At 43.0% G+C, this 19,800-nt stretch carries 14 protein-coding genes; 7 read left to right on the top strand and 7 right to left on the bottom strand.

Annotated features, from left to right (window positions below):
• The first annotated feature begins 650 nt into the window (after nucleotides 1-650).
• The 4 genes from HMPREF9439_RS12295 to HMPREF9439_RS12310 all read left to right on the top strand — a co-directional run bounded on the left by HMPREF9439_RS12295 (nucleotide 651) and on the right by HMPREF9439_RS12310 (nucleotide 6,416).
• Nucleotides 651-947, top strand: a complete 297-nt coding sequence (locus HMPREF9439_RS12295) for a hypothetical protein (protein ID WP_040603710.1) — start codon at nucleotides 651-653, stop codon at nucleotides 945-947.
• A 524-nt stretch (nucleotides 948-1,471) separates the two neighbouring features.
• Nucleotides 1,472-3,808 (top strand): autotransporter outer membrane beta-barrel domain-containing protein, encoded by a 2,337-nt coding sequence (locus HMPREF9439_RS12300; RefSeq protein ID WP_157645900.1) that lies wholly within the window; start codon nucleotides 1,472-1,474, stop codon nucleotides 3,806-3,808.
• A 654-nt stretch (nucleotides 3,809-4,462) separates the two neighbouring features.
• Nucleotides 4,463-5,977 (top strand): flavocytochrome c, encoded by a 1,515-nt coding sequence (locus HMPREF9439_RS12305; RefSeq protein ID WP_008865101.1) that lies wholly within the window; start codon nucleotides 4,463-4,465, stop codon nucleotides 5,975-5,977.
• A gap of 85 nt (nucleotides 5,978-6,062) precedes the next feature.
• Nucleotides 6,063-6,416, top strand: a complete 354-nt coding sequence (locus HMPREF9439_RS12310) for a cytochrome c3 family protein (RefSeq protein WP_008865102.1) — start codon at nucleotides 6,063-6,065, stop codon at nucleotides 6,414-6,416.
• A gap of 73 nt (nucleotides 6,417-6,489) precedes the next feature.
• Here the strand turns inward: HMPREF9439_RS12310 and HMPREF9439_RS12315 are convergent, their stop codons facing one another.
• From HMPREF9439_RS12315 to HMPREF9439_RS12325, 3 genes are all read right to left on the bottom strand, one after another.
• Nucleotides 6,490-7,167, bottom strand: a complete 678-nt coding sequence (locus HMPREF9439_RS12315; protein WP_050789296.1) for a response regulator transcription factor — start codon at nucleotides 7,165-7,167, stop codon at nucleotides 6,490-6,492.
• 844 nt (nucleotides 7,168-8,011) lie between these two features.
• Nucleotides 8,012-8,890, bottom strand: coding sequence for a DMT family transporter (locus HMPREF9439_RS12320; protein ID WP_008865104.1), 879 nt, complete (start codon nucleotides 8,888-8,890; stop codon nucleotides 8,012-8,014).
• Nucleotides 8,891-8,933: 43 nt separating this feature from the next.
• Nucleotides 8,934-9,968: a LysR family transcriptional regulator gene (locus HMPREF9439_RS12325; protein WP_008865105.1), complete on the bottom strand. Its 1,035-nt coding sequence runs from the start codon at nucleotides 9,966-9,968 to the stop codon at nucleotides 8,934-8,936.
• A gap of 109 nt (nucleotides 9,969-10,077) precedes the next feature.
• Between HMPREF9439_RS12325 and HMPREF9439_RS12330 the strand changes: the two genes are divergently transcribed.
• Nucleotides 10,078-11,553, top strand: a complete 1,476-nt coding sequence (locus HMPREF9439_RS12330; RefSeq protein ID WP_040603712.1) for an FAD-dependent oxidoreductase — start codon at nucleotides 10,078-10,080, stop codon at nucleotides 11,551-11,553.
• Between the two features lie 166 nt (nucleotides 11,554-11,719).
• On the opposite strand, the gene HMPREF9439_RS12335 is transcribed toward HMPREF9439_RS12330, so the two are convergent.
• A complete protein-coding gene (locus HMPREF9439_RS12335) occupies nucleotides 11,720-12,556 on the bottom strand; it encodes a TOTE conflict system archaeo-eukaryotic primase domain-containing protein (protein WP_008865107.1) in 837 nt (278 codons plus the stop codon).
• A 353-nt stretch (nucleotides 12,557-12,909) separates the two neighbouring features.
• Here HMPREF9439_RS12335 and HMPREF9439_RS12340 point away from each other — a divergent pair, with 353 nt between their 5' ends.
• Nucleotides 12,910-14,190: an AAA family ATPase gene (locus tag HMPREF9439_RS12340; RefSeq protein WP_008865108.1), complete on the top strand. Its 1,281-nt coding sequence runs from the start codon at nucleotides 12,910-12,912 to the stop codon at nucleotides 14,188-14,190.
• Between the two features lie 74 nt (nucleotides 14,191-14,264).
• Here HMPREF9439_RS12340 and HMPREF9439_RS13245 read toward each other — a convergent pair whose 3' ends face one another.
• The 3 genes from HMPREF9439_RS13245 to HMPREF9439_RS12355 all read right to left on the bottom strand — a co-directional run bounded on the left by HMPREF9439_RS13245 (nucleotide 14,265) and on the right by HMPREF9439_RS12355 (nucleotide 17,733).
• Nucleotides 14,265-14,939 carry a DUF3800 domain-containing protein gene (locus HMPREF9439_RS13245; protein ID WP_008865109.1) on the bottom strand — a complete coding sequence of 225 codons (675 nt, stop codon included), beginning with the start codon at nucleotides 14,937-14,939 and terminating at the stop codon, nucleotides 14,265-14,267.
• 465 nt (nucleotides 14,940-15,404) lie between these two features.
• Nucleotides 15,405-16,037 carry a response regulator transcription factor gene (locus tag HMPREF9439_RS12350; RefSeq protein ID WP_008865110.1) on the bottom strand — a complete coding sequence of 211 codons (633 nt, stop codon included), beginning with the start codon at nucleotides 16,035-16,037 and terminating at the stop codon, nucleotides 15,405-15,407.
• Nucleotides 16,027-17,733 (bottom strand): sensor histidine kinase, encoded by a 1,707-nt coding sequence (locus HMPREF9439_RS12355; RefSeq protein ID WP_040603714.1) that lies wholly within the window; start codon nucleotides 17,731-17,733, stop codon nucleotides 16,027-16,029. Before HMPREF9439_RS12355 ends, HMPREF9439_RS12350 begins: the two co-directional genes overlap by 11 nt.
• Before the next feature lie 154 nt (nucleotides 17,734-17,887).
• Here HMPREF9439_RS12355 and HMPREF9439_RS12360 point away from each other — a divergent pair, with 154 nt between their 5' ends.
• The gene (locus tag HMPREF9439_RS12360) at nucleotides 17,888-19,630 is read left to right on the top strand and encodes an FAD-dependent oxidoreductase (protein ID WP_008865112.1); all 1,743 of its coding nucleotides are present in this window, start codon (nucleotides 17,888-17,890) and stop codon (nucleotides 19,628-19,630) included.
• Nucleotides 19,631-19,800 lie beyond the last annotated feature (170 nt).

Consider the following 19,800-nt stretch of genomic DNA (forward strand, 5'->3'; position numbering starts at 1 on the left):
TAGTAAATATATTTTTTAATAATTAAGTTAAATTAATATTTGTTTTTTAATGCACACTGATTTTTAAGTAACAAAAGTAACTCAAAAAAGCAAATCAAATAATCTTCGTTCCAGAAGCAGTGCTAGGATGCGCGTGCAATGATATCGGCAATAATTGGTAGATAACTATAGGTATAAAAAGACTTTTTCTTGTCAATCAACTGTCCTAGTCTATGAAGCAGACATAAGAGGTACTTTTTCTACACTACGTTTAGGGATACCTCTCTTGGCACTATATTTTATTTAACCTCTTTTTGAGGCTAGATAATCTCAAGTCATAAAAATAAATATAAACTTCAAATAGCATGCTATATAAATAACAACTCTCTGCAACTCGAAGCTTTTTTTACTAACACAAAATCGTTAGATACGACTTACCAAAAGAGCAAGATATAATTGTTATTTAAACATCCTTTTATAAACAAAAAAAATATTGTTGTATAAAACAATAATTGTTTTAATTTTTATACAACTACTAGATTTGTTTGTTATTCATCAAACACTTATTGACGACGTCTATTTGATCTAATTTAATATTTAATCAGAAAATATTTTTTCATTTGTAGAATTCAAATTTCTTCATATTTATCTTTTATTTAATTATGAATAACATGAAAGTTCTGCATAACGGATCGGGTTTAGACAAACTCATAAAAAACAGCCCCCTGTCTGCAAAAGCTCCTTTTATTAGGAAACACTCTGCCCTTGCAGTGGCTGCTTGTTTGATTTTTCCTCTTAATGATGCGATAGCGAACATTGAAGGATATAACTTTCCCTTCTCAGAGGCTTATTTAGTCTTCGTTGATAACGAACAAGATGTCACATCTAACTCAAATGATCCGAATGATGTTTCTAACAGAGAAAACCGCCCCTTATTTTTTGGGCAAAAAACGGCTCCTATACTCTAGAAACAAGGGCGCTGACAATTTACTCGCCGTCTTATTTTCAAGCAGGCGGCGAAACGACGTTTACTCCACTCCCAACCGATAGTGTGCAACAAGGCCAAACAGCCTCTTTAAGTTTACCCCAGATAGTTCTTGGACAATCTTATGTAAGCGAAAGAGAACCCAATCTCTTCATTAATGTCATTGGCTCTGGAAACGGTGATGTTTCATTTAATGCAAGAACCATAAGTGCTTATAGTGGTCAAACTAATTACATCAGTTTGTATGTGGATGGCGGAAACCTAAATAACAACAATGAAACACAGTTAAATGTGGCAAGTAGTTTCAACATTATTGATTCGAATGTTCAGGCCTCCTTCGTTGTAAAAAACTCAGCCTCTGTCAGCGTGGGGGCCGGTAGTACTTCTAACAGTACTGCACAGCTAAATTTTTCCAAGGAAAATGATCGTTTCTTAATTGAAAATGCTAGAAATGTTTCTTTTGCAGAAAATCTTAGCTTTACTAACAAAGTCAAGAACCTAGCTGTTATGGGAGAAATTTCTGACCAAGCACTTATCCGGAATTCTAACTTCTCAGTTGGCAAAACTTTCCTATTCGGCGGTTCAGAGTACGGAGACGTGAGGGGTACCGATAATGCATTCTTACAGATTATTAACGATGAAGGAGTCAATGCTGAATTCAATGTTGGTTCTCTTGTCATTCAAGCCCCCAGTGCCGGAAATAAAACATCCCTTCTAGTAGGTCATGGCGCAAACGTCAAAACCTCATCGCCTGTTATTGTTCAAGCACAAAAAGAAGGGGCAACAGCACAATTACTTCTTGGCGACACCAGCTCTAACGAAGGGTTTTATAACTTAAACGCTCCGGAAGTTCAATTAAAAGGTCCGGGTGATGCCAAAGTTGTTTTTAACAACGGACATACAGGAGATTCCGCACAAGAACTGCGGATTCCTATCGTCGGAAACGGCAGTGTGGAAATTCAAAGCGGGCGAACGTTATTCACCGTTCCGACCGGTTATGACGGTCAAACGCTTATTGCAGAGCAAGGAACCTTAATTCTTCCCACCCTGAATTCTGTTGGGCAAAGCAGCATCGTCGATAACGGAGAGCTTGTCTATACAGGGGTGAAAGGCACTTTGCAGGATAAAATCAGCGGAACAGGCGCTGTCAGTTTTGATAAAAATGCAAATGTCACCATTCAAACTGACACCGAATGGACCGGTCCTACAAATTTAAGAGACGCTATCGTCACGCTCGGAACTTCAGAAAAGCCAGTGCTGATGAATAGCTCTTCCGTGAATATTTCGTCCGAATCTTCTTTAAGCGGCTTCGGTCTTATCAAAGGAAGCCTCAATAATGAAGGTTTCTTGGGTATCGGAAACTTAGACTCAACAGAAACGGCCGAATTAAGAGTCGGAAAGGATTTGAACAACTCAGGACAGATTGTTCTTGGAAACGGCAAATCTACAGGAAACAAGCTCATCGTTGCAGGGAATTATTCCGGAGATAACGGGCATATCTTGTTTAACACGTTTTTAGGCGGAGATAATTCATTAACCGATATGCTGATCGTCGAAGGCGACACATCAGGAAGAACCATCGTCCACGTTAACAACCTCGGCGGACCCGGAGAACAAACACTTAACGGAATTAAGCTTATCGATGTTTCAGGAAAATCCGACGGCAATTTCGTTCAAAGCACCCGCCTTGCTGCCGGAGCCTATGATTACGAACTGAAAAGAGGAAAAGGCAGCGATAGCCGAAACTGGTATCTAATCAGTGACCTTACCGATAAAACAAAACCTGACAATCCTAATAACGAGGATAACGGAGGCAATGGCGGTGACAACGGAAACGGAGGCAACGGAGACGACGGCAAAGTCATTCCAATCGTAAGACCTGAAGCCGGTGCTTATATCGGAAATGAAGCTGTCGTCCATTCTCTTTTCACAAATCGCCTGCAAGGCAGAATCGGTGACCTGTGGTTTACCGATCCGCATTCTGATAAGAACGAAACAAGAAACTTTTGGATGAGAATGCAGGGAGGATATACCTCCTGGAAAGAGAGCAGCGGACAAATCAAAAACCGCACTCTGACAGCCGCTACACAGCTTGGAACGGAACTACTCTCGTTTTCTTCCAACGGCACCAACCGATTCCAATTCGGATGGATGGGCGGTTATGGCCACGGAAGGACCAAATCCCATAATCCTTATTCGGGATACCGCGCAATCGGCAGCGTAGACGGTCTGAATTTCGGTGTAACCGGCACCTGGTTCCAGAATGGAACCGGCCGTGAAGGCGCATACGTTGACACCTGGCTTACATACGGCTGGTTCAAAAACAGAGTTAAAAGCTCAGGCGTTGAATCCTATCATTCAAAAGGCCTAACGGGATCTCTTGAGACGGGCTATACCCTGAAGGTCTCAGAATTTGATACCTCTGAAGGGCGCCAAGTCGGAATTTATTTCCAGCCGCAGGCTCAGGTCATTTGGTCGGGTATTAAGACTGATAACTTCACTGAGTCCAATGGCACACGCATTGAAGCTGTCGGGAAAAATAATGTGACGACAAGGCTCGGCGCAAGAACGATCTTCCATCTGAAGAACCAAGCTAATCCTAAATATGAGGGAGCACAGGTGTTTATTGAAGGTAATTGGATTCACAATACCAAAGATTACGGAGTCACAATGAACGGGGTTAACCTCAAACAAAAAGGCGCACGCAACTTGGGTGAATTTAAAACCGGGGTAGACAGTCGTCTCAATCCCAACTTACACCTCTGGGCAAACACTGCTGTCCGCGCCGGTTCATACCATTACCGTGATTTAAGCTTTATGGCCGGATTAAAGTATAGTTTTTAAAGCCTTATCCTAAAATCGCTTGATTAATTGGACGTCTCGGAGAGCAAGAAAACGCACTCCGAGACTAATGTTTTTTCAGAGATGATATCTATAATTTTCCCTGCACCATGTGTCAATCAAATAGTTGCCAAACATTTGTACCTGCTCAAGCAGCAATTAGGGCACCAGATCCCATTCAAAACTCTTCTGGAATAGCTATTAATCGCAGTTTGCGAAGAACTTTTTGTCGATCGAAAAAATCTACCCTCTCTTGTTTTGAACTAGACCTGCGCCGCTAAAGCAATGCAAAATCAACAAGTTCATAACCTACCAACAAACCATACGGTCCTAAGCCTCAAAAGCCATGTTCTATCAAAAACAGTCAGCTTTGAAAAAGCTAGATCGAATATGGTGCTTTTCTCTTCATCATCAAGAAAGCTGTTTAAAATATATCTCCTGCTTCTGTCGCGAGGTTTACTAATCTATTTGTTTTATCAAATAAGTCTTTTGTCCTAAGTATCGCACCTTAACTAATTTAATTATCACTATAAATCATATAGTTATAGATTAATCAAATCTATCATTTAAACTTTTTGACGTATTTCTCTGTCCACTATCCCCCTCTAGAATGACTTTTGATCTCTTGAAATAACCTTGTTAACAAAAGGGGGCCTTATGAATACTTCTTCCCGTCGATCCTTTTTAAAAACGTCTGTCGCAGGGGCTGTATTTTCGTCATCCGGTATCTTAGCCGCGACAGTATCCGCTCAGACTAAAAAATGGGATGAAACCTTTGATGTGATTGTGGTTGGTTCAGGCTTCGCCGGCCTCGCTGCGGCGATTGAAGCTAAAAAAGCAGGAGCAAACGTCATCGTGTTAGAAAAAATGCCAACCGCCGGCGGAAACTCAATCATTAACGGAGGAATTCTTACAGCCACCGGCTGTCCGCAGCAAAAGAAACACAACATTGAAGATTCAAAGGAGCTCCTTGAGAAAGATATTCTCGTGGCCGGCAACTATATGAATGATGTGAAGAAAGTTCACCAGATGGTTGATCGTGTCCTTTCCACTTATGAGTGGACCGTCAATGAATTAGGTGTCGAATACTTGCCTGATGCGATCGGTCAGGAAGGCGGCCACTCAGTTCCGCGCTATGTGACAACAAAGATTGGCTCAGGCGCAGGAATCGTCAACAAACAGTTAGATAAATGTCTTGAACTTGGCATCCCGATTCGTCTAAGAACGTACGTTGACAAGATCATCCGAACAGCAAACGGTGTAGAAGGCGTCGAAGTCTTTGAAGGATACCGTTTTCCTAAGGCTGGAAGCGGTCGACACAAATCCCTGAAAGCCAATAAAGGTGTAATTCTCTGTTATGGTGGTTTCTCAGCTGATGTTCCTTACAGAACAATTCAGGATCCGAAACTTAATGCTACCTTAGATACCACTAATCAGCCGGGAGCAACCTCCGAACTTTGGAGAGAAACCTCCAGCATCGGGTGCCTGCAAGCTCAAAACGATTGGATTCAGTGCGGTCCGTGGGGAAATCCTCATGAAAAAGGCATGGGCATCGGCTGGCAATTCAATCAAACAGCAGCGGCAGAATACGGACTATGGACCAATAGCGCCGGCAAACGATTTGTGAATGAATTGGCAAATAGAAAAGTAAGAGCGGACGCGATTATGGTCGAACAGGCCAACGGGCGTAAATGCTTCGCAATTGCTGATGCAAACGGTGTAAAACCTTTTGAAACACAGCGTCCGGGAATGTTAAATAAACATCTCGAACGGAATTTGATCTTCAAATATGACACGTTAGATGAATTGGCAAAAGCACAAGGAATTGACGCCGAGCAGTTGAAACAGACGGTTGAAGAGTTCAACGGATATGTAAAAAACAAAAAGGATCCTGTCTTAGGCCGTTATATCAATAACGAGCAATTGCCTGTTGAAACTGCGCCCTTCTATGTCGGCGAGCTTCAGCCTAAAGTTCACCACACCATGGGTGGTCTGATTACAGACGATAAATGCATGGTGCTTGACGTGAAGACAGATAAACCTATCAAGGGCTTGTATGCGGCCGGGGAGGCGACGGGACATGTACACGGGGCAGTCCGATTAGGCTCAGTCGCTATCCTCGATTGTTTAGTCTTCGGACGAATGGCCGGCGAAAACTGCGCCAAATCCTAAAGAACGATATTCTCGCTTGAGGAATTAGCCGAAGAATGGTCGATCAGAAGAAAATCTTTTTGGTCGACCTTCTGTTGGAGGGATTATGAAAAGACTCCTGCTCAGCTCCTTTCTTTTATCCGTAGCCCTTTTTTACTTTGATGCTTCTTTTGCTCAGGAGAGTGCTCCGCTCGGCGCAGATCGCCACGGAGTTAAAAATGTGACTTGTAAGGAATGCCATGGTGAGAGAAATGAAATTACTGCCCCGGACATTAACCAATGCTCGAAATGCCATGCTCCCGATGAAATTGAAAAGAAGACTCAAGGAATAAAACCTCAGAATCCACATGTATCGCCCCATTACGGCAACAAATTAGAGTGCACGCTTTGTCATCTGCAGCATGCCGCTCCGGAAAATTATTGCGCACAGTGCCACAGTTTTGATTTCAAGGTTAAATAACCGGATTTGATCGGCGCACTCCTTATTAAACAGTAATTACCTTTTGAAAGAGGTGCTGATTAAGGCACCTCTCTTAAAGAAAGTTATTAAGATTATCTAGGAACTGCGTTTTTTCATAACTCCGGAATAGGTTATTTCCTCGATAAACGCTATCAATTATTTTAAAAACTTCCAATGGAGTGCGGACCTGCAATTTTCGATATATAGATGAGCGGTGAACTTTGACCGTTTTTTCTGCGATGCCCAGTTCCTCTGCTATTTCCTTATTATTCAGACCTTTCGTTATGAGGCGTACGATGTCGAGTTCCCGACCGGTCAAAGTGAGGAGAAGTTCTCTATTTTTCTTGACGTTTTTGAGGGTAGAGCGAGACTGCCAATCTTCATTCACAGCAGCTTCGACGCTTTCAAGAAGTCTTTCATCATTAATCGGTTTTGTTAAAAAATCGTATGCGCCTTCTCTTAAGGCCATAACCGCTGTCCCGACATCCGCATAGGCGCTAATATAAATAAGCGGCATCGGGCACTCACTTTTCTTTAACCTAATTTGCAGCTCAAATCCAGATGTTTCCCTCACTTGAATGTTTGAAATGAGGCAGCCGGGTATCATCGGATTATCATTTTCAAAAAAATCTTTAATGGAAAAATAAAGACGCACCTTCCACCCTTCCTGTTCAAGAAGGAATTTCAAAGAGTTTCTCGCACTCTCTTCTTCGTCTATGACACGAATCAGAGCCATTGGATTAGAACTCATTTTTACCTCTTCAGCCAATTAGGAAAGGATTAATAGGAAAACAGTTCTCACTCAGATGCAATAAGTAATCGCAAGCTAGAGACCGCTGCCGCCTTAGCCAGCCTTGTTAACAATAGAAAGATTCCAACAAGGCTTCAAGCCCACGAAAGCAGTCTTACAAAAAACTTAGATACATTTTTCTTAGCTATCCTTATGTTTTAGAAGTAAAACTTTCAAAGTGCACGCTAATCTTTGGTAACGGGACAAACTCAAGTTGTGATAACGGATAATACAAAACAAGCATCTCAGGACCAGTCAATCGGGCTCCAATCGAGGCCTATTGAACGCGAAGGACAAAGAGTGAGGGTCTAGGGTTGAAGAAAATCTTTGCGATTTATCGGGAGATGATCGATAGTCGTCATCGAAGATGAATAAAGCTGTATTTTGGCGGTAGGACCTTATCCGCATCAGCGAAGCAATAACAAGACCCAAGCAGGTAAATCAAGAAAGGCGTCCAAATCTTACTTAATAAACCCGCCCTTTGTCCCCAATAAATCTAGACTACCCGCTAACTTGGATAAGGCGGTTTCAGTATATTCATTTGGGAGTTGACGTGTTCAGCGAAAACAACAACTCCTACTTGAGCATATCAATTACTCAAATGAGAGATGCCTAAAGACGGATTGTTACCGTTATTCTGCCTTTTCAAATACAGTCTAGTGAAATCATTTAAGAAATTCCGCGGAATTTATTAAAGCCCGTCTGTCCTCAAAGGACAACGAATGTTTGCTTGAATATTGGTCCAGTAAATTTAGCAGGGTTGGCAGGAAAACCACTTTCTGCTCAAGCTCTAAGTCATAAGAAATTAAGAATGATTGTTCGGTTCTTCAAAAATTAAAACGATGACAGATGCCATCAAACTCAGCATGCCTAAACCCATGGAGATAGAGGGATTTTCATGAAGAAAAAATATTCCAAGAGCGGCCGCCATCAGCGGCTCTGTCAACGCTAATGTAGAAGCCACAACAGGAGATGTGTATTTAATACCGTAGGTAAAACACGGGTAGGCAATTCCGGCAGTCACCACACCTAAACCTAGAGAAACCAAAATTCCTCGTGTTGTAAAAATCCAATCTGTCGGAAAAAGAATTGTCACCGGCAAAAGCAGGACTGCAACTAGACCCATCTCCAAAAGCATTGTCGTTTCAGGATTGATTTTCTTAACCACTTGCCCAACCGCTATAATTTCTACACCGTAGCACAGGCCTGCGGTAATCGGTAATAAAAGCCGCCAGTCTGCGCTTTGGGACTGGAAGCCTTCTCCGAAATTAATGAGTAATACACCGACAATTGCCAGGGCAGTTGCAACCACCCAAAATTTAGATGGCGTCTTCTTAAAAAGTAAAAATGCAACCACTGCCGCCCATAAAGGAGTTGTCGCAATCGCCACCACTGAACCAACCGCAACTCCGACTTCCGCTACCGAGTAGAAAAACAACAGCTGGTACAGCAGAACGCTGGCTACAGCGATTAACATCGGTTTCCACGGGACAGCTGACCAATTAGGCGGAAGCCTATGAGTCCATAGGCACCAAAGGAATATTGTTAAGGCGCCGAGGAACATGCGCACTTCGGTGATTACGACCGGAGTATGTCCTTCGGGTGCCAATTGCTGCAATGTCCCGGTAACACTGAACAGCAAGCAGCTAACTAGCAGGAATAAGGGACCAATGAGATTACGCATAGAAGAACTGCTCCAGACCCAATAATCAGAATCCTCTGTGCCTTTAGAGGTTGGCGTAAGCCTCTTCTGGGACTTCGCAGAACTGATACATCTCATTCCACCGTTGATGGGAGTCAATTCTTTCATGCAGTTGAAACCAGCGAGCAAATGTATAGAGCTCCTCCCAATGTGAATTTTCTTTATGGACAACCAGATTTCGGCTCCAAGGTTTTCTTTTCCAACCTTTAAGAACCGGTACTAAAGAACCACCCATAAGGTCACGTTTTATGAAAGAAAGAGGCAGGTCGACTGCAATCCCTTCTCCTGAAAGAGCTGAAATATAACCGTTTTGATCACCGACAAATTTCGTTGTTACCTTTCCGGCGCCCTTTTTGCCGGCCGCCCCTTCCTTATTGTCTTTTAATTTTCTCAGTTGTCCTGTATAAAAATCATAAATAAAGTCCCCGTAAACGAGATCTTCTGCCTCCGGATAGAAAGGTTTGCGCTTTAATAAAAGCGTATGACCCTGATCATTAAGGTCGGAGATTATTTTCGGCTCGCCCCGTTTAGCCAGATAAGCAGGAGAAGCCACTAAAAGTGTGAAACACTGGCCTATAGGAAGAACTGTCAACTCAGATTCTTTCGGATCGTAAGGCACTAAGGAAATGTCTACTTCCCTATTCATAACCGAAGTGTGGTCCATATCCGGAACCAATTGGATTTCAATATCAGGATATTCAGTATTAAATTTGTTTATCAGGCCGACTACTCCGTGAACAATTGCGCTCGTTGTTAGACCGAATCGGATGAACTTGTCGTTTCGACTGCTTAATTCTTTAGCGACTTCCTCCAATAATTCATCGTGGAGACGAATAATTCGACGGATTAAAGAAAGATTAGTTTTCACAAACCTTGTCGGCTGCATGGGCTTTCTTCTTCGATCAAGGAGGCTGATCCCCAAATCCTCTTCTAAGGCAGCCAATTGTCTGGAAGCCGTAGACAGGTCGCAATCATTTTCAATACAAGCTTGAGTTAAGTTGCCGGTGCGCTCAAGACTCTCCAAGACCTTCCAATTTAATAAATTATTTTTGGGTCGCATGGGTCAGTCCTCTAACTTGCAAAATTGCAATATAGGTTGAGTAAAAGCGGTAGGTAGAAAAACTACGGACCGCTAATCTGTAAGTGTTCTTCACCTAAGGAGACATTTTATGCAAAGAAGACAATTGTTTTTAATCTCTGCAGGCGTTGCTTTTTCACTTTCTTCTCTACCTATGACAGCAATCGCAGCAGATAAGTCAGACGTTCGATCCAACGTTTTAGTCGTTGGCGGCGGCATGGCCGGTTTGTGTGCGGCTATTTCAGCTAAACAAAGCGGGGCCTCAAAAGTAATACTCGTTGAAAAAGGCGGATTTTTAGGAGGACACTCCATTCTTTCAGGATCCGGGTATTGGATTGGAGGCACTAAGATCCAGAAAAAAGCCGGAATTGATGATTCTCTGGAAATTAACTGGCAGGATTCCCTTGAAAGAGGATTAAAGCTGAATCGTTTCCTGAAGAGAGACACCGGCGTTGCGCGGTTGGTTTATGAACAAGGTCCTAAGGATCTGGATTGGCTTGAATCTTTGGGCGTCAAGTTTACGGACCAGCCGGCTCAAGCCATCGGCAATCGCAAACGTGTTCATTATTTTGCACCGGGTTATAGAGTCGGTTCACCGCAAGCCATTAAGGCTCTTCAGGCAAAAGCTGAATCTCTCGGAGTTGAAATTATTCTGAACACTAACCTTGTTTCCCTGATTACTGAAAGTGAAAAACGCAATGCTCGCGTCATCGGTGCAATCCTAGAAAATAACAAAGGAAACAAGTACGCAATCTATGCTGACCACGGTGTGATTCTTGCAACCGGCGGCTTTGCTAACGGCAAAGAGATGGTTGAAAAATATCATCCTTATCTGAAAGGCGTTAAATCACACGGCTCTAAGCTTAATGTCGGAGAAGGCATTAAGGCTGCAACCGCGCTTGGAGCAAATGTCATTGTTGAACATTACGGTTTCGGCATGAACATGCTCTTTGTCGGAACACACAGCAATGTATCCATCGGTCAGCCTCTCGTTGAAGTTCCATTGATCATTGTTAATAAGAACGGACAGCGATTCCAAGATGAGACTCGCGGTTATCTCGCCGTTAACCACAAGATGGTCGAAAACAAATTCAAACTCGCCTATTGGATTCTTGACTCCAAGGCAGTTAAAAAATACAAAGATACCAGCCTAAAAATCTTCTTTGAGAAACAGAAAGTCGACAAGTTCGATAATTTAAAGGATCTTGCAAAGGCTGAAGGCATTAACTACCAAAACCTTGAAAAGACGGTTAAGGAGTACAACGAAGACGTTCTCAAGGGCAAGGACAGATATCAAAATCGTACCAAGTTACTGGATACGATTGATAAAGGACCCTACTACGCATTTGAGTGCGAGCCTCAAATTTACACATCTTATTCCGGATTAGAAATCAACAAGAAAGCTCAAGTCATGACGACGGCCGGTACCCCAATTCCGGGACTTTATGCAGCTGGCGACGTTACAGGCCATTTGGCTTATCAAGCCGGACTAGGAGGCGGTGGAATTTCCGGACTTGTTATGGCGACAGTATACGGAAGGATTGCCGGGGCTGAGGCTGCTAAGTAGTCTTTGACCACTAAGTTAGTAATGATTGACCAGCCGGAGGGGCTTAGGTCTCCGGTTGGTCTGCTATTTTTTTTTGAAAATCCTAATGTCTGACTTCGATTCACTGTTGCTAAAAGATCATTTGAGTTCGCTGTCTTCGTCATCTCCAACAGTGAATCCGAACTGTTTATTCTCGCGTCGGAAACCCTGACGCCTTCTTTTGCAGATTTTTATCCACAAAGACTGAAGCATTAGGACGCCGCTTCTTTTGAAGCGGAAGTGCGACAAGATTGCCTAGCTGATTCGTATCCAATACATCCTGGCAGGGAATGATGCGATCGAAGGATGACAAAGAGACCTCCATTCTGATCTGATTCTGAGTCAGAGTGATTAGAGAATCGCAGAGAAGTCTTGCGTCTTTTGCAGAAACCAAGCCCTCAAAGAAAATCCAGATATGTATGCCTTTTCCTGAGCGAGATATTTCCAGATAAGCCGGAATGCCAAATTTCTCAGCGCACTCAAGAATGGCCTTGGCGTCATTTCTGCAATCATCCTCGTCCAAATCTATGACAACGAAAGGACAATATCGGCCATTAACGAGCGGATAGGTTACAACCGTTTTGTTTCCTAAAAGGTGCTGTTCAATGTCTTTTGGAGTGAAGGGTTTGTAATGTTTATCAGGGCAGTTTTTGCAGAACGAATACGGTCTCGGGCATTCGCCGGAACGTTTGATGCAAATCGGAGAATATCCTACCTTTTGCGGATCGTAGAAAGATTCCCATCTTTCGGCAAAGACGTCTCCCCGTCCTTTGAACAACTCAAAGAAAAGCGAAACTTTTTGCTGCGGCGTTAATGGTGCGGAAACGGAAGGTTTCTGTTGATCCGCATCTTTGGGTGTTTCATGCGCAAAAGGAAGAATAAGAGAGGGAGTTTTCTGGGTTAGGACAGAAATTTCTTTCTGAATCTTCGACAACTCTTCTCGACGTCGATCTCTTTGAAAGATCAGATCAGCAAGCTTGCGCACTTCTATCTCCTATCCCGAAGCTTTCTCCTTCCATCTTAAAGAATAAATCACTGTGAGTTCAGATAGTTATAGGAAGAGATTGATTGAGCGCATTACCGTTTGGGAACGGAAGAATTCATTGGAAACCGAATCTCAACTTCCTGAATATGAAAAACTTTGAGCTAAGGAGCTTGAACAATACTTACGTAGAGATCACTGTTTTTTCAGGCTGTAGGTAGGATTTAAAACAATTAAAGGCTTAAGGGAGCTCTCTTTGAGAAGATCTTTTGTTCCATTCTAGGAGATAAAATCTCGTTATATGAAACATAAAAGTCGCCAAAGCGAAGTTAACCAACACAGTCGTAAAGAACATCATGCTTATTGAGTTTAAGTTTTCGAATTTTCTCTCTTATGATGAGATAACCACTTTTTCCATGGTTGCTGGGAAAGAGAGAACAAACAGCAAAACATTGGCATCGATTTCTAAGTTCAGACTGAAACTGCTTCCCTTGGCTGCCATCTACGGAGCCAATGCTTCGGGCAAAAGCAATCTCATCAAAGCGTTGGATTTCCTCAAGACATTGGTAACAACTCCGAGGCTTAAAGGGAAAATTCCCCTGCAAAATTTTTACTTTACTGAGGATAAAAATCCGATCTCCAAATTTGAGATTTCAATCCTTGTCAACGAGCTGATCTATGAATTCAAGATCGCATGCAACGAAGATGAAATCTTGTATGAGGAACTAATCGAAAGAAACAGCCGCAGCGAAAAGACTCTGTTTCTTCGGGACAATGACAAGGTTCGGATAAATCCGAACATTAATTCTTTTGAAGCCATTCAGTGCATCGCCGATCGCTCTCTGGATCGTCCCTACTCGCTTCTCGCGACCTTGAGTTCCATGAAATTCAAACCATTTGAAGAAGTTTTCAGATGGTTCTCTGAGGAACTTAAAGTCATTTATCCGGATTCTTTTCTGGTTTCTTACGATTTAGATGTCGGTGGGAATGGTTCGTGGAACAGCCTATTGTCTGAAGTTCTGAAAAACACCGATACCGGAATATCAGCCCTTGTTTCCACTCCTGTTTCAGAGTCAGCCTTACGTCTATCTCCTTATGAGCGAAACGAACTACTTTCAACTGTGAGTTGTCAGGGAAGCCAACTCATCAAAGAACCAGGGGGCGGACGGGTATTGGCTTATTACAAAGACGGAGATTTAGCCTTCAGGAGACTCTTTGCAGTACACGAAATTTCAGGTAAAGAATATTTAATCCCATTAGAACAAGAATCCACCGGCACAAGGAAAATTATTGACCTTGCTCCGACCATCAACGATCTTTTGCTCAGCAAGAAGAACTGCGTTTATGTCATTGACGGAATCAACCATGGATTACACACGGAAATCAATTATTGGCTCGTGAGAAGATTCTTAGAGAATGTAAGCTCTAATACTAGGAAGCAGCTTGTCTTTACCTCCCATGATACCAACCTACTTCGGCGAGCCGGTCTTCGCAGAGATGAGATTTGGTTCGTGGAGCGGCGGCAAGACTCCTCTTCGCAGCTGGTGAATGTCGTCGAGTTTGAAGGGTTAAGGAATGATTCAAGTTTGCAGAAACTTTATGAGGAAGGAAGATTTGGAGGCTCTCCGAAACTTTAGATCCAATTAAAGCGCCCTTCTTTGGATAACTTTTTGTTTTACAGTTTCCTCTCTTCCATGTCAGTTGGAGAGAGTTAGAGGAAAGTTTTCGTCAGAAGAGGCGCTAAATAAGTTTTCTTTAGCTCTCTCTTGCCGGAAAAGAATTTCAAGTCCGATTTGGTAAGGCAGTCCTTGTCCAATTTTTCTTTCAACAATCTGAACGTACAGACGTAATCAGCAGCTTGGAATAATTTATAGTCCTTGGGAGAGACTTTATTAAAAACCACATTATTCAAGTAAATTGGAAGCACAGAAGCCAATATTTTTGTTAATTCAGTCTGTCCGTTGTCGTAATAAACTTTGACAACATTAAATGAGTGAAAAAAAGAGGTGTGTTGCTGCAAAAATTGGGAGATCTGACGGGATAAATCCGAAATTAATTTCATCGGATCATTTATGTATTTTTTATCCACTAAGAAACATACACAAGAAACATCTACGTGCCTTAAAAATGCAACAAAGGCGTTTAATATTCTTTTTCGCTCTTGAATTTGCAAATGATTATATGGAGGCTCCCTCCTAAGAATCGGGCCCGTATGAACCACGTGGTCTATATTTAAGTTATCTAATTTCTGATCAAGAACTGAGACTTGGCTTGAGATATCAACGGCTTGATCGTGGAATACGAAAGATACGATGTAATACCGGCAATGAGGTTCAAAATTCCCAAAATCACCTGATTCATCAATAAAAACACTCAGCTCTTTCATAAATAAAATGGCGGGACACAATCCCGCCTGTGAAGGACCAGGGTCTTTCGACCAGCCCTAGTTGCCTTTCAGCAACCTTTTCATGGTCAATGTTAAAAAAATTAAACTATCTTGTCAATCAAAAGTTGACAAAAATTGTCGAATGTTATGTCTAGTTATCAAACTGGCGGTAAAAATAGTTGGATATCGACTAATGGGCATTATAGCAGATAGATAGCCTCTCAGAAATAAATTACCCACCATAAAAGAATTTCAACATGTATCAATCTGCGAATTGAGAAAATCTGGAAACTATCTCGATCAATTTAATATGTATTGTTAGCGTATTAACCTCAAAGTTCTTTTAGGGAACTAAGAAGATTGATGCACTTGCTTTCACCAAAATTTAAGGTTAACGTCAATTCCTATGCGAAATAATTAAGAGGAGAAAATTAAAGTTCCTCTAAAACACCCTGGTCTTCATAATTACTGGTTGAGTCGCGAAAGGATTTCTTTCAACTGAGTTTGTTCAGTCATCTTCGATTTAAGGCCAAGTTTCCCATAGGCATGAAAGCGGTGACTCTCGACGGTACGCTCACTTAATCCAAGCCGCTCGGCAATTTCAAAATTCGTCAGTCCTTCTTTTACAAGTGCCAGCACTTGCTTCTCTCTCATCGATAAAGACTGAAAACGTTTATTCAGGTCTTCAATGTTTCCCTGAGTTTGTTCTGCCGAATCTTTCCTTATACCTTCGGAAATTGCATCGATCAGCTCTTGTGGATCGACCGGCTTCTTCAAAAGATTGTCTGCTCCTTTCCTAAATACGGATATCGCCATGTCTAGATCTGCATGTGCCGTAAGGAAGAGAATCGGGTGAGAAAAGCCCTTTTCTTTCAGGCGGTTTTGAAGTTCAACGCCGTTCATTTTTGGCATTAGATAGTCCAAGACAAGGCATCCCGGCCTCGCAGAATCATCCAAAACAAGAAAAGACTCTGCCGTCGGGTAAGTTTTAACTTCCCAGCCCTCTCCTTCCAGCATATACGCCAAGCCTTCCAACAAGTCCATATCGTCGTCAACGATACGGATTAAAGGGAGGATTGGGTCATTCTCACTTTTCATTTAGGTCCTCAGGTATAGGAAGAGTCAAACAAGCCGATGCCTTTTTATCATCAACATCTAATCTAAAACATCCTCCATGGCGAGCAGCAATGGCCTTAACAATTAACAAGCCTAAGCCAAGTCCCTCCGGTTTGCTGGAGGAAAGAACATTAGAAGGAGCATCTGCCATGCTTCCGCCATTATCGGAAACAATAAGTTCAGCCTTATCGTCTTTTCTTGACAGAGCAATGGAAATTAAAGGATGGCGGCGTCGGTGCTGACTGATTGATTCAGCAGCATTCTTTAAAAGGTTGTGTACTACCAACTCAATCTCAAGCCTGCTACCTCGCATCATTATGTTTTCATTGACAGCCACCTTTAGAGCCCCCGAATAAGAGCCCGAGTCTTTGAAATCCTTTAGTGCGGAATCCACTGCATCCGAGAGCGAGAACTTTTCATACTTTCCTGTCTTCTGCTTTGCGTACTTACGCACATCGTCCACGATTCTTTGAGCACGATTGGACTGAGCTTCGATTTTTTCAAAGACGGTTAAGGCTTCTTCAGAACTCAAAACACCCTTCTCTGCCTTTTTCTTTGCTCCAAATAAGAAAGCTCGAATCGTTGTGAGAGGCTGCCGCAATTCATGCACGACAATTGAACTAAGCTGATCAACCACACCTAAGCGTTCGAGTGCACTGAGTTTTTCGGATACCGCCTTTTCTTTCCGTCTCAGTTCGTTCTGTTTTTTAAGAGACTCCGTTAATGATCTCGTTCTTTTACGAACAATTTGTCCGAGAATGAAACTTAAGAAGAGTGAAGAGGCAAAAAGTCCAATGCCTAATAGGAGCCAACCCGCATATCTTGTTCTGAATTCTTTAGAGAACCAATCCTTCAGAAATCCGAATGGACCAATTTGAAGATCTTTGAATAATTCATCAGTTTTTGTTGAGTCCGTCGCAATACTCCAACCCATTCCTCCCTCTGCCTTCGGCATTGCAAGCAGTGCTTCGGCTGCTTTCCTTGCAACAGCCGGGTCTGCTGTGGGCATCGTCGAAACAGACCAATTAGGATAAAGATCAGTGGAAGCCAGGCAGCCTGTTCCATTTGGTTTAAGACCGATACCTTTCAGGTTCTTCCATACTTCTCCGTCCTTTGGATAAGTATCTTCCAAAAAACAGCTGGAAACTGAGCCAACGTCGGCCTTTCCTTTCAAAACAGCATCAACTACCTTTTTGAGGTCTCTTCCTACGTAATGAACAGAGCTGAAGAAGGTATAAGGGTCGTAGCCTTGTTTGACGAGTTCTCCGAGTCCGATTTGATGTCCATAGAAACCACCTTTCAGATTCGCGACCAATGAATGACCCTGCATATCTGAGATGTTATTAATCGGACTGTCTTTTCTTGTAATAAACAAAGTTCCATAGGCTTCATTGGGGTTTGGCAAGCGATCAGAGACCATAGTTGCCAATTCTTTCGCTCCTTTCTGTGCCATTCTTCTGGACAAACCGGAAGTTGAAAGAAAAATGTCGATTTTTCCCGCTTCTAAGTTTTTCTCCAGTTCAGGAAGAGGCAGACGTACGATTTTAAGATTCTGGGGGCCGAACGTATTTTTAAGAACGTTAAGCGTCGGCTCTACGATCTTCTGATTATTATCCTGCGGAGGATCTAGGCTTACACCTACGACAACCTGTTCAGCCGCATGAACTGAAAGGAGCATTAGCTGGGATAACAGGAATATTGAGATTCGAGCAAACATTTTTAGTTGAAAGATCCCCTTTTACTAAATTTTAAAAGGATGAGTACTTAAGTATCGAACTCGGTATCGTTATTGATGCAGCTCAATAGAAATACTCACTCAAGGAGAAATCTCAATGTTCAAAATCTCAAAACTCGCGCTGCTTTTATCTGCAGGCCTTTTAGGAACGAACTTGCACGCAGCCTCCTCGGTAGAATTTGTTCCCGGCAAATATATCGGAGAAGCAAACGGTCGAAACGGCCCAATGAAAGTCGAAGTCACTGTTAATCAGAACAAGATCACCAACATCCAGGTTCTTTCTCACCGTGAATCTGCCGGTCTCTCTGACGCGCCGCTTACTCAACTGCCGAAAGAAATTATCGAGCGCCAGACGCTTAAGGTCGACAACATCGCCGGTGCCACTTTCAGCAGCCAAGGTTTAATTAAAGCGACTCAAAACGCTTTGAGCAAAGCCACTAAAGATCTTTCACCTCTGCTTCTTACCACTTTGCCCGTAAAAGCAAAACAGGCTATGAAAGACGAGAAGGCAGATATTGTTGTTATCGGATCGGGTATTGCAGGCCTGACGGCTGCCATTGCGGCTAAAGAAAAAGGAAGCAATGTCCTCGTTATTGAAAAACAAGGCATGTTAGGCGCCGGAGATTCTATGAACATCTCCACCGGAATCACTGCCGGCGGCAGCAAGTTCATTCAAGAACACGGCATTAAAGGAAAATCCACACAGGATTATGTCGATCACCTGATGAAACAGGCCAAAGACAAAGGCATTCCTATTAACAAAGCCAATGTCGAGACTTATGCACGCAAAGGCGGCGAAATCATCGACTGGTTAGAGCAGCTTGGCGTTCCGTTTGGTCGGTTCCAAGAAGATAAGTATTTCCACATTACTAAAGACGGAAGCGCTCCCGGACCGCACATCATGAAGGCACTGAAAGCCGAAGTCGAAAAACAAGGCATTCCGTATCGTCTCAACAGCAAAGCCACAGAAATCCTGTCTGATCATGGAAAAGCCATCGGTGTTGAAGTCTCTACACCGGAAGGAAAATACAAAGTTCTGAGTAAAGCGGTGATTGTTGCAACCGGCGGATTCTCCGCGAGTCCGGAGCTCCTCAAACGCTACGCACCTGACTGGATCGGTCGTCCGACAACCGGTGCCTCTTCTCTGACCGGCGACGGCATTCGTATGGCGCAAGCAATCGGTGCAGACACCGCTTCCATGGAACAGATCAAAGTTAACTACCTCTGCCACCCGCTTACTAAGAAAGACGGAGTTTCTCTGACGGCAATCACGCCTTATACCGTTCTTGTCAATCATGACGGCAAACGCTTCGTTGATGAAAACCATCCTTCGATTAACTTCAAGAGCAAAGCCATGATGAAGCAGCCGAAGCACGAGGCTTATGCTGTTGTTGACCAGAAAGCGATGGACAACCTTAAGCTGATGCGCAACTACGCAGACGCCGGTTACTTTGTCAAAGCGGATACGATTCCGGAACTTCCCAAGAAGCTCGATGTCAACCAAAAGGCTTTCATCGAAACGATGGATACTTACATTAAAGACTGCAAGGAAGGCTTAAAGAATGACAAGGCTTTCGGAAGAAAGATCCAGTATCCGATGCTGAATCCGCCCTACTATGCCGCTCTTGTCACACCGTCCATGCAGTCCACTTACGGCGGTATCAAGACCAATACCAAAGCTGAAGCGCTGGATACTAAAGGCCACGTTATTCCCGGACTTTATGCAGCCGGTGCAGCATCCGGACATGAAGCTTATGCCAATGAAGTTGGCTTTGCGGCGATTATCGGTTTGACATACGGTCGAATTGCCGGTGAAAACGCTGCGGATTACGTTAAATAATTTGAAACTCTGAAGTAGATAATGGCCCCGAAGACCGGAAAGGTTTTCGGGGTATTTCTTCGTTTTATCTTACTATTGGAGCATATCGAATAAAGAGAAGTAGCTTCAACGATAAATCTTTCCCCTATAGAAGTGCAAAAGCCTCCTAAAAGAAAGTATTGAGGTTCTGC

It is taken from the genome of Parasutterella excrementihominis YIT 11859, from assembly GCF_000205025.1.
GTDB lineage: Bacteria > Pseudomonadota > Gammaproteobacteria > Burkholderiales > Burkholderiaceae_F > Parasutterella > Parasutterella excrementihominis.

Coding starts and splice junctions, on each gene's coding strand:
- HMPREF9439_RS12295 (WP_040603710.1), top strand. CDS start 651: ATGAAAGTTCTGCATAACGGATCGGGTTTAGACAAACTCATAAAAAAC.
- HMPREF9439_RS12300 (WP_157645900.1), top strand. CDS start 1,472: ATGGGAGAAATTTCTGACCAAGCACTTATCCGGAATTCTAACTTCTCA.
- HMPREF9439_RS12305 (WP_008865101.1), top strand. CDS start 4,463: ATGAATACTTCTTCCCGTCGATCCTTTTTAAAAACGTCTGTCGCAGGG.
- HMPREF9439_RS12310 (WP_008865102.1), top strand. CDS start 6,063: ATGAAAAGACTCCTGCTCAGCTCCTTTCTTTTATCCGTAGCCCTTTTT.
- HMPREF9439_RS12315 (WP_050789296.1), bottom strand. CDS start 7,167: ATGAGTTCTAATCCAATGGCTCTGATTCGTGTCATAGACGAAGAAGAG.
- HMPREF9439_RS12320 (WP_008865104.1), bottom strand. CDS start 8,890: ATGCGTAATCTCATTGGTCCCTTATTCCTGCTAGTTAGCTGCTTGCTG.
- HMPREF9439_RS12325 (WP_008865105.1), bottom strand. CDS start 9,968: ATGCGACCCAAAAATAATTTATTAAATTGGAAGGTCTTGGAGAGTCTT.
- HMPREF9439_RS12330 (WP_040603712.1), top strand. CDS start 10,078: ATGCAAAGAAGACAATTGTTTTTAATCTCTGCAGGCGTTGCTTTTTCA.
- HMPREF9439_RS12340 (WP_008865108.1), top strand. CDS start 12,910: ATGCTTATTGAGTTTAAGTTTTCGAATTTTCTCTCTTATGATGAGATA.
- HMPREF9439_RS13245 (WP_008865109.1), bottom strand. CDS start 14,939: ATGAAAGAGCTGAGTGTTTTTATTGATGAATCAGGTGATTTTGGGAAT.
- HMPREF9439_RS12350 (WP_008865110.1), bottom strand. CDS start 16,037: ATGAAAAGTGAGAATGACCCAATCCTCCCTTTAATCCGTATCGTTGAC.
- HMPREF9439_RS12355 (WP_040603714.1), bottom strand. CDS start 17,733: ATGCTCCTTTCAGTTCATGCGGCTGAACAGGTTGTCGTAGGTGTAAGC.
- HMPREF9439_RS12360 (WP_008865112.1), top strand. CDS start 17,888: ATGTTCAAAATCTCAAAACTCGCGCTGCTTTTATCTGCAGGCCTTTTA.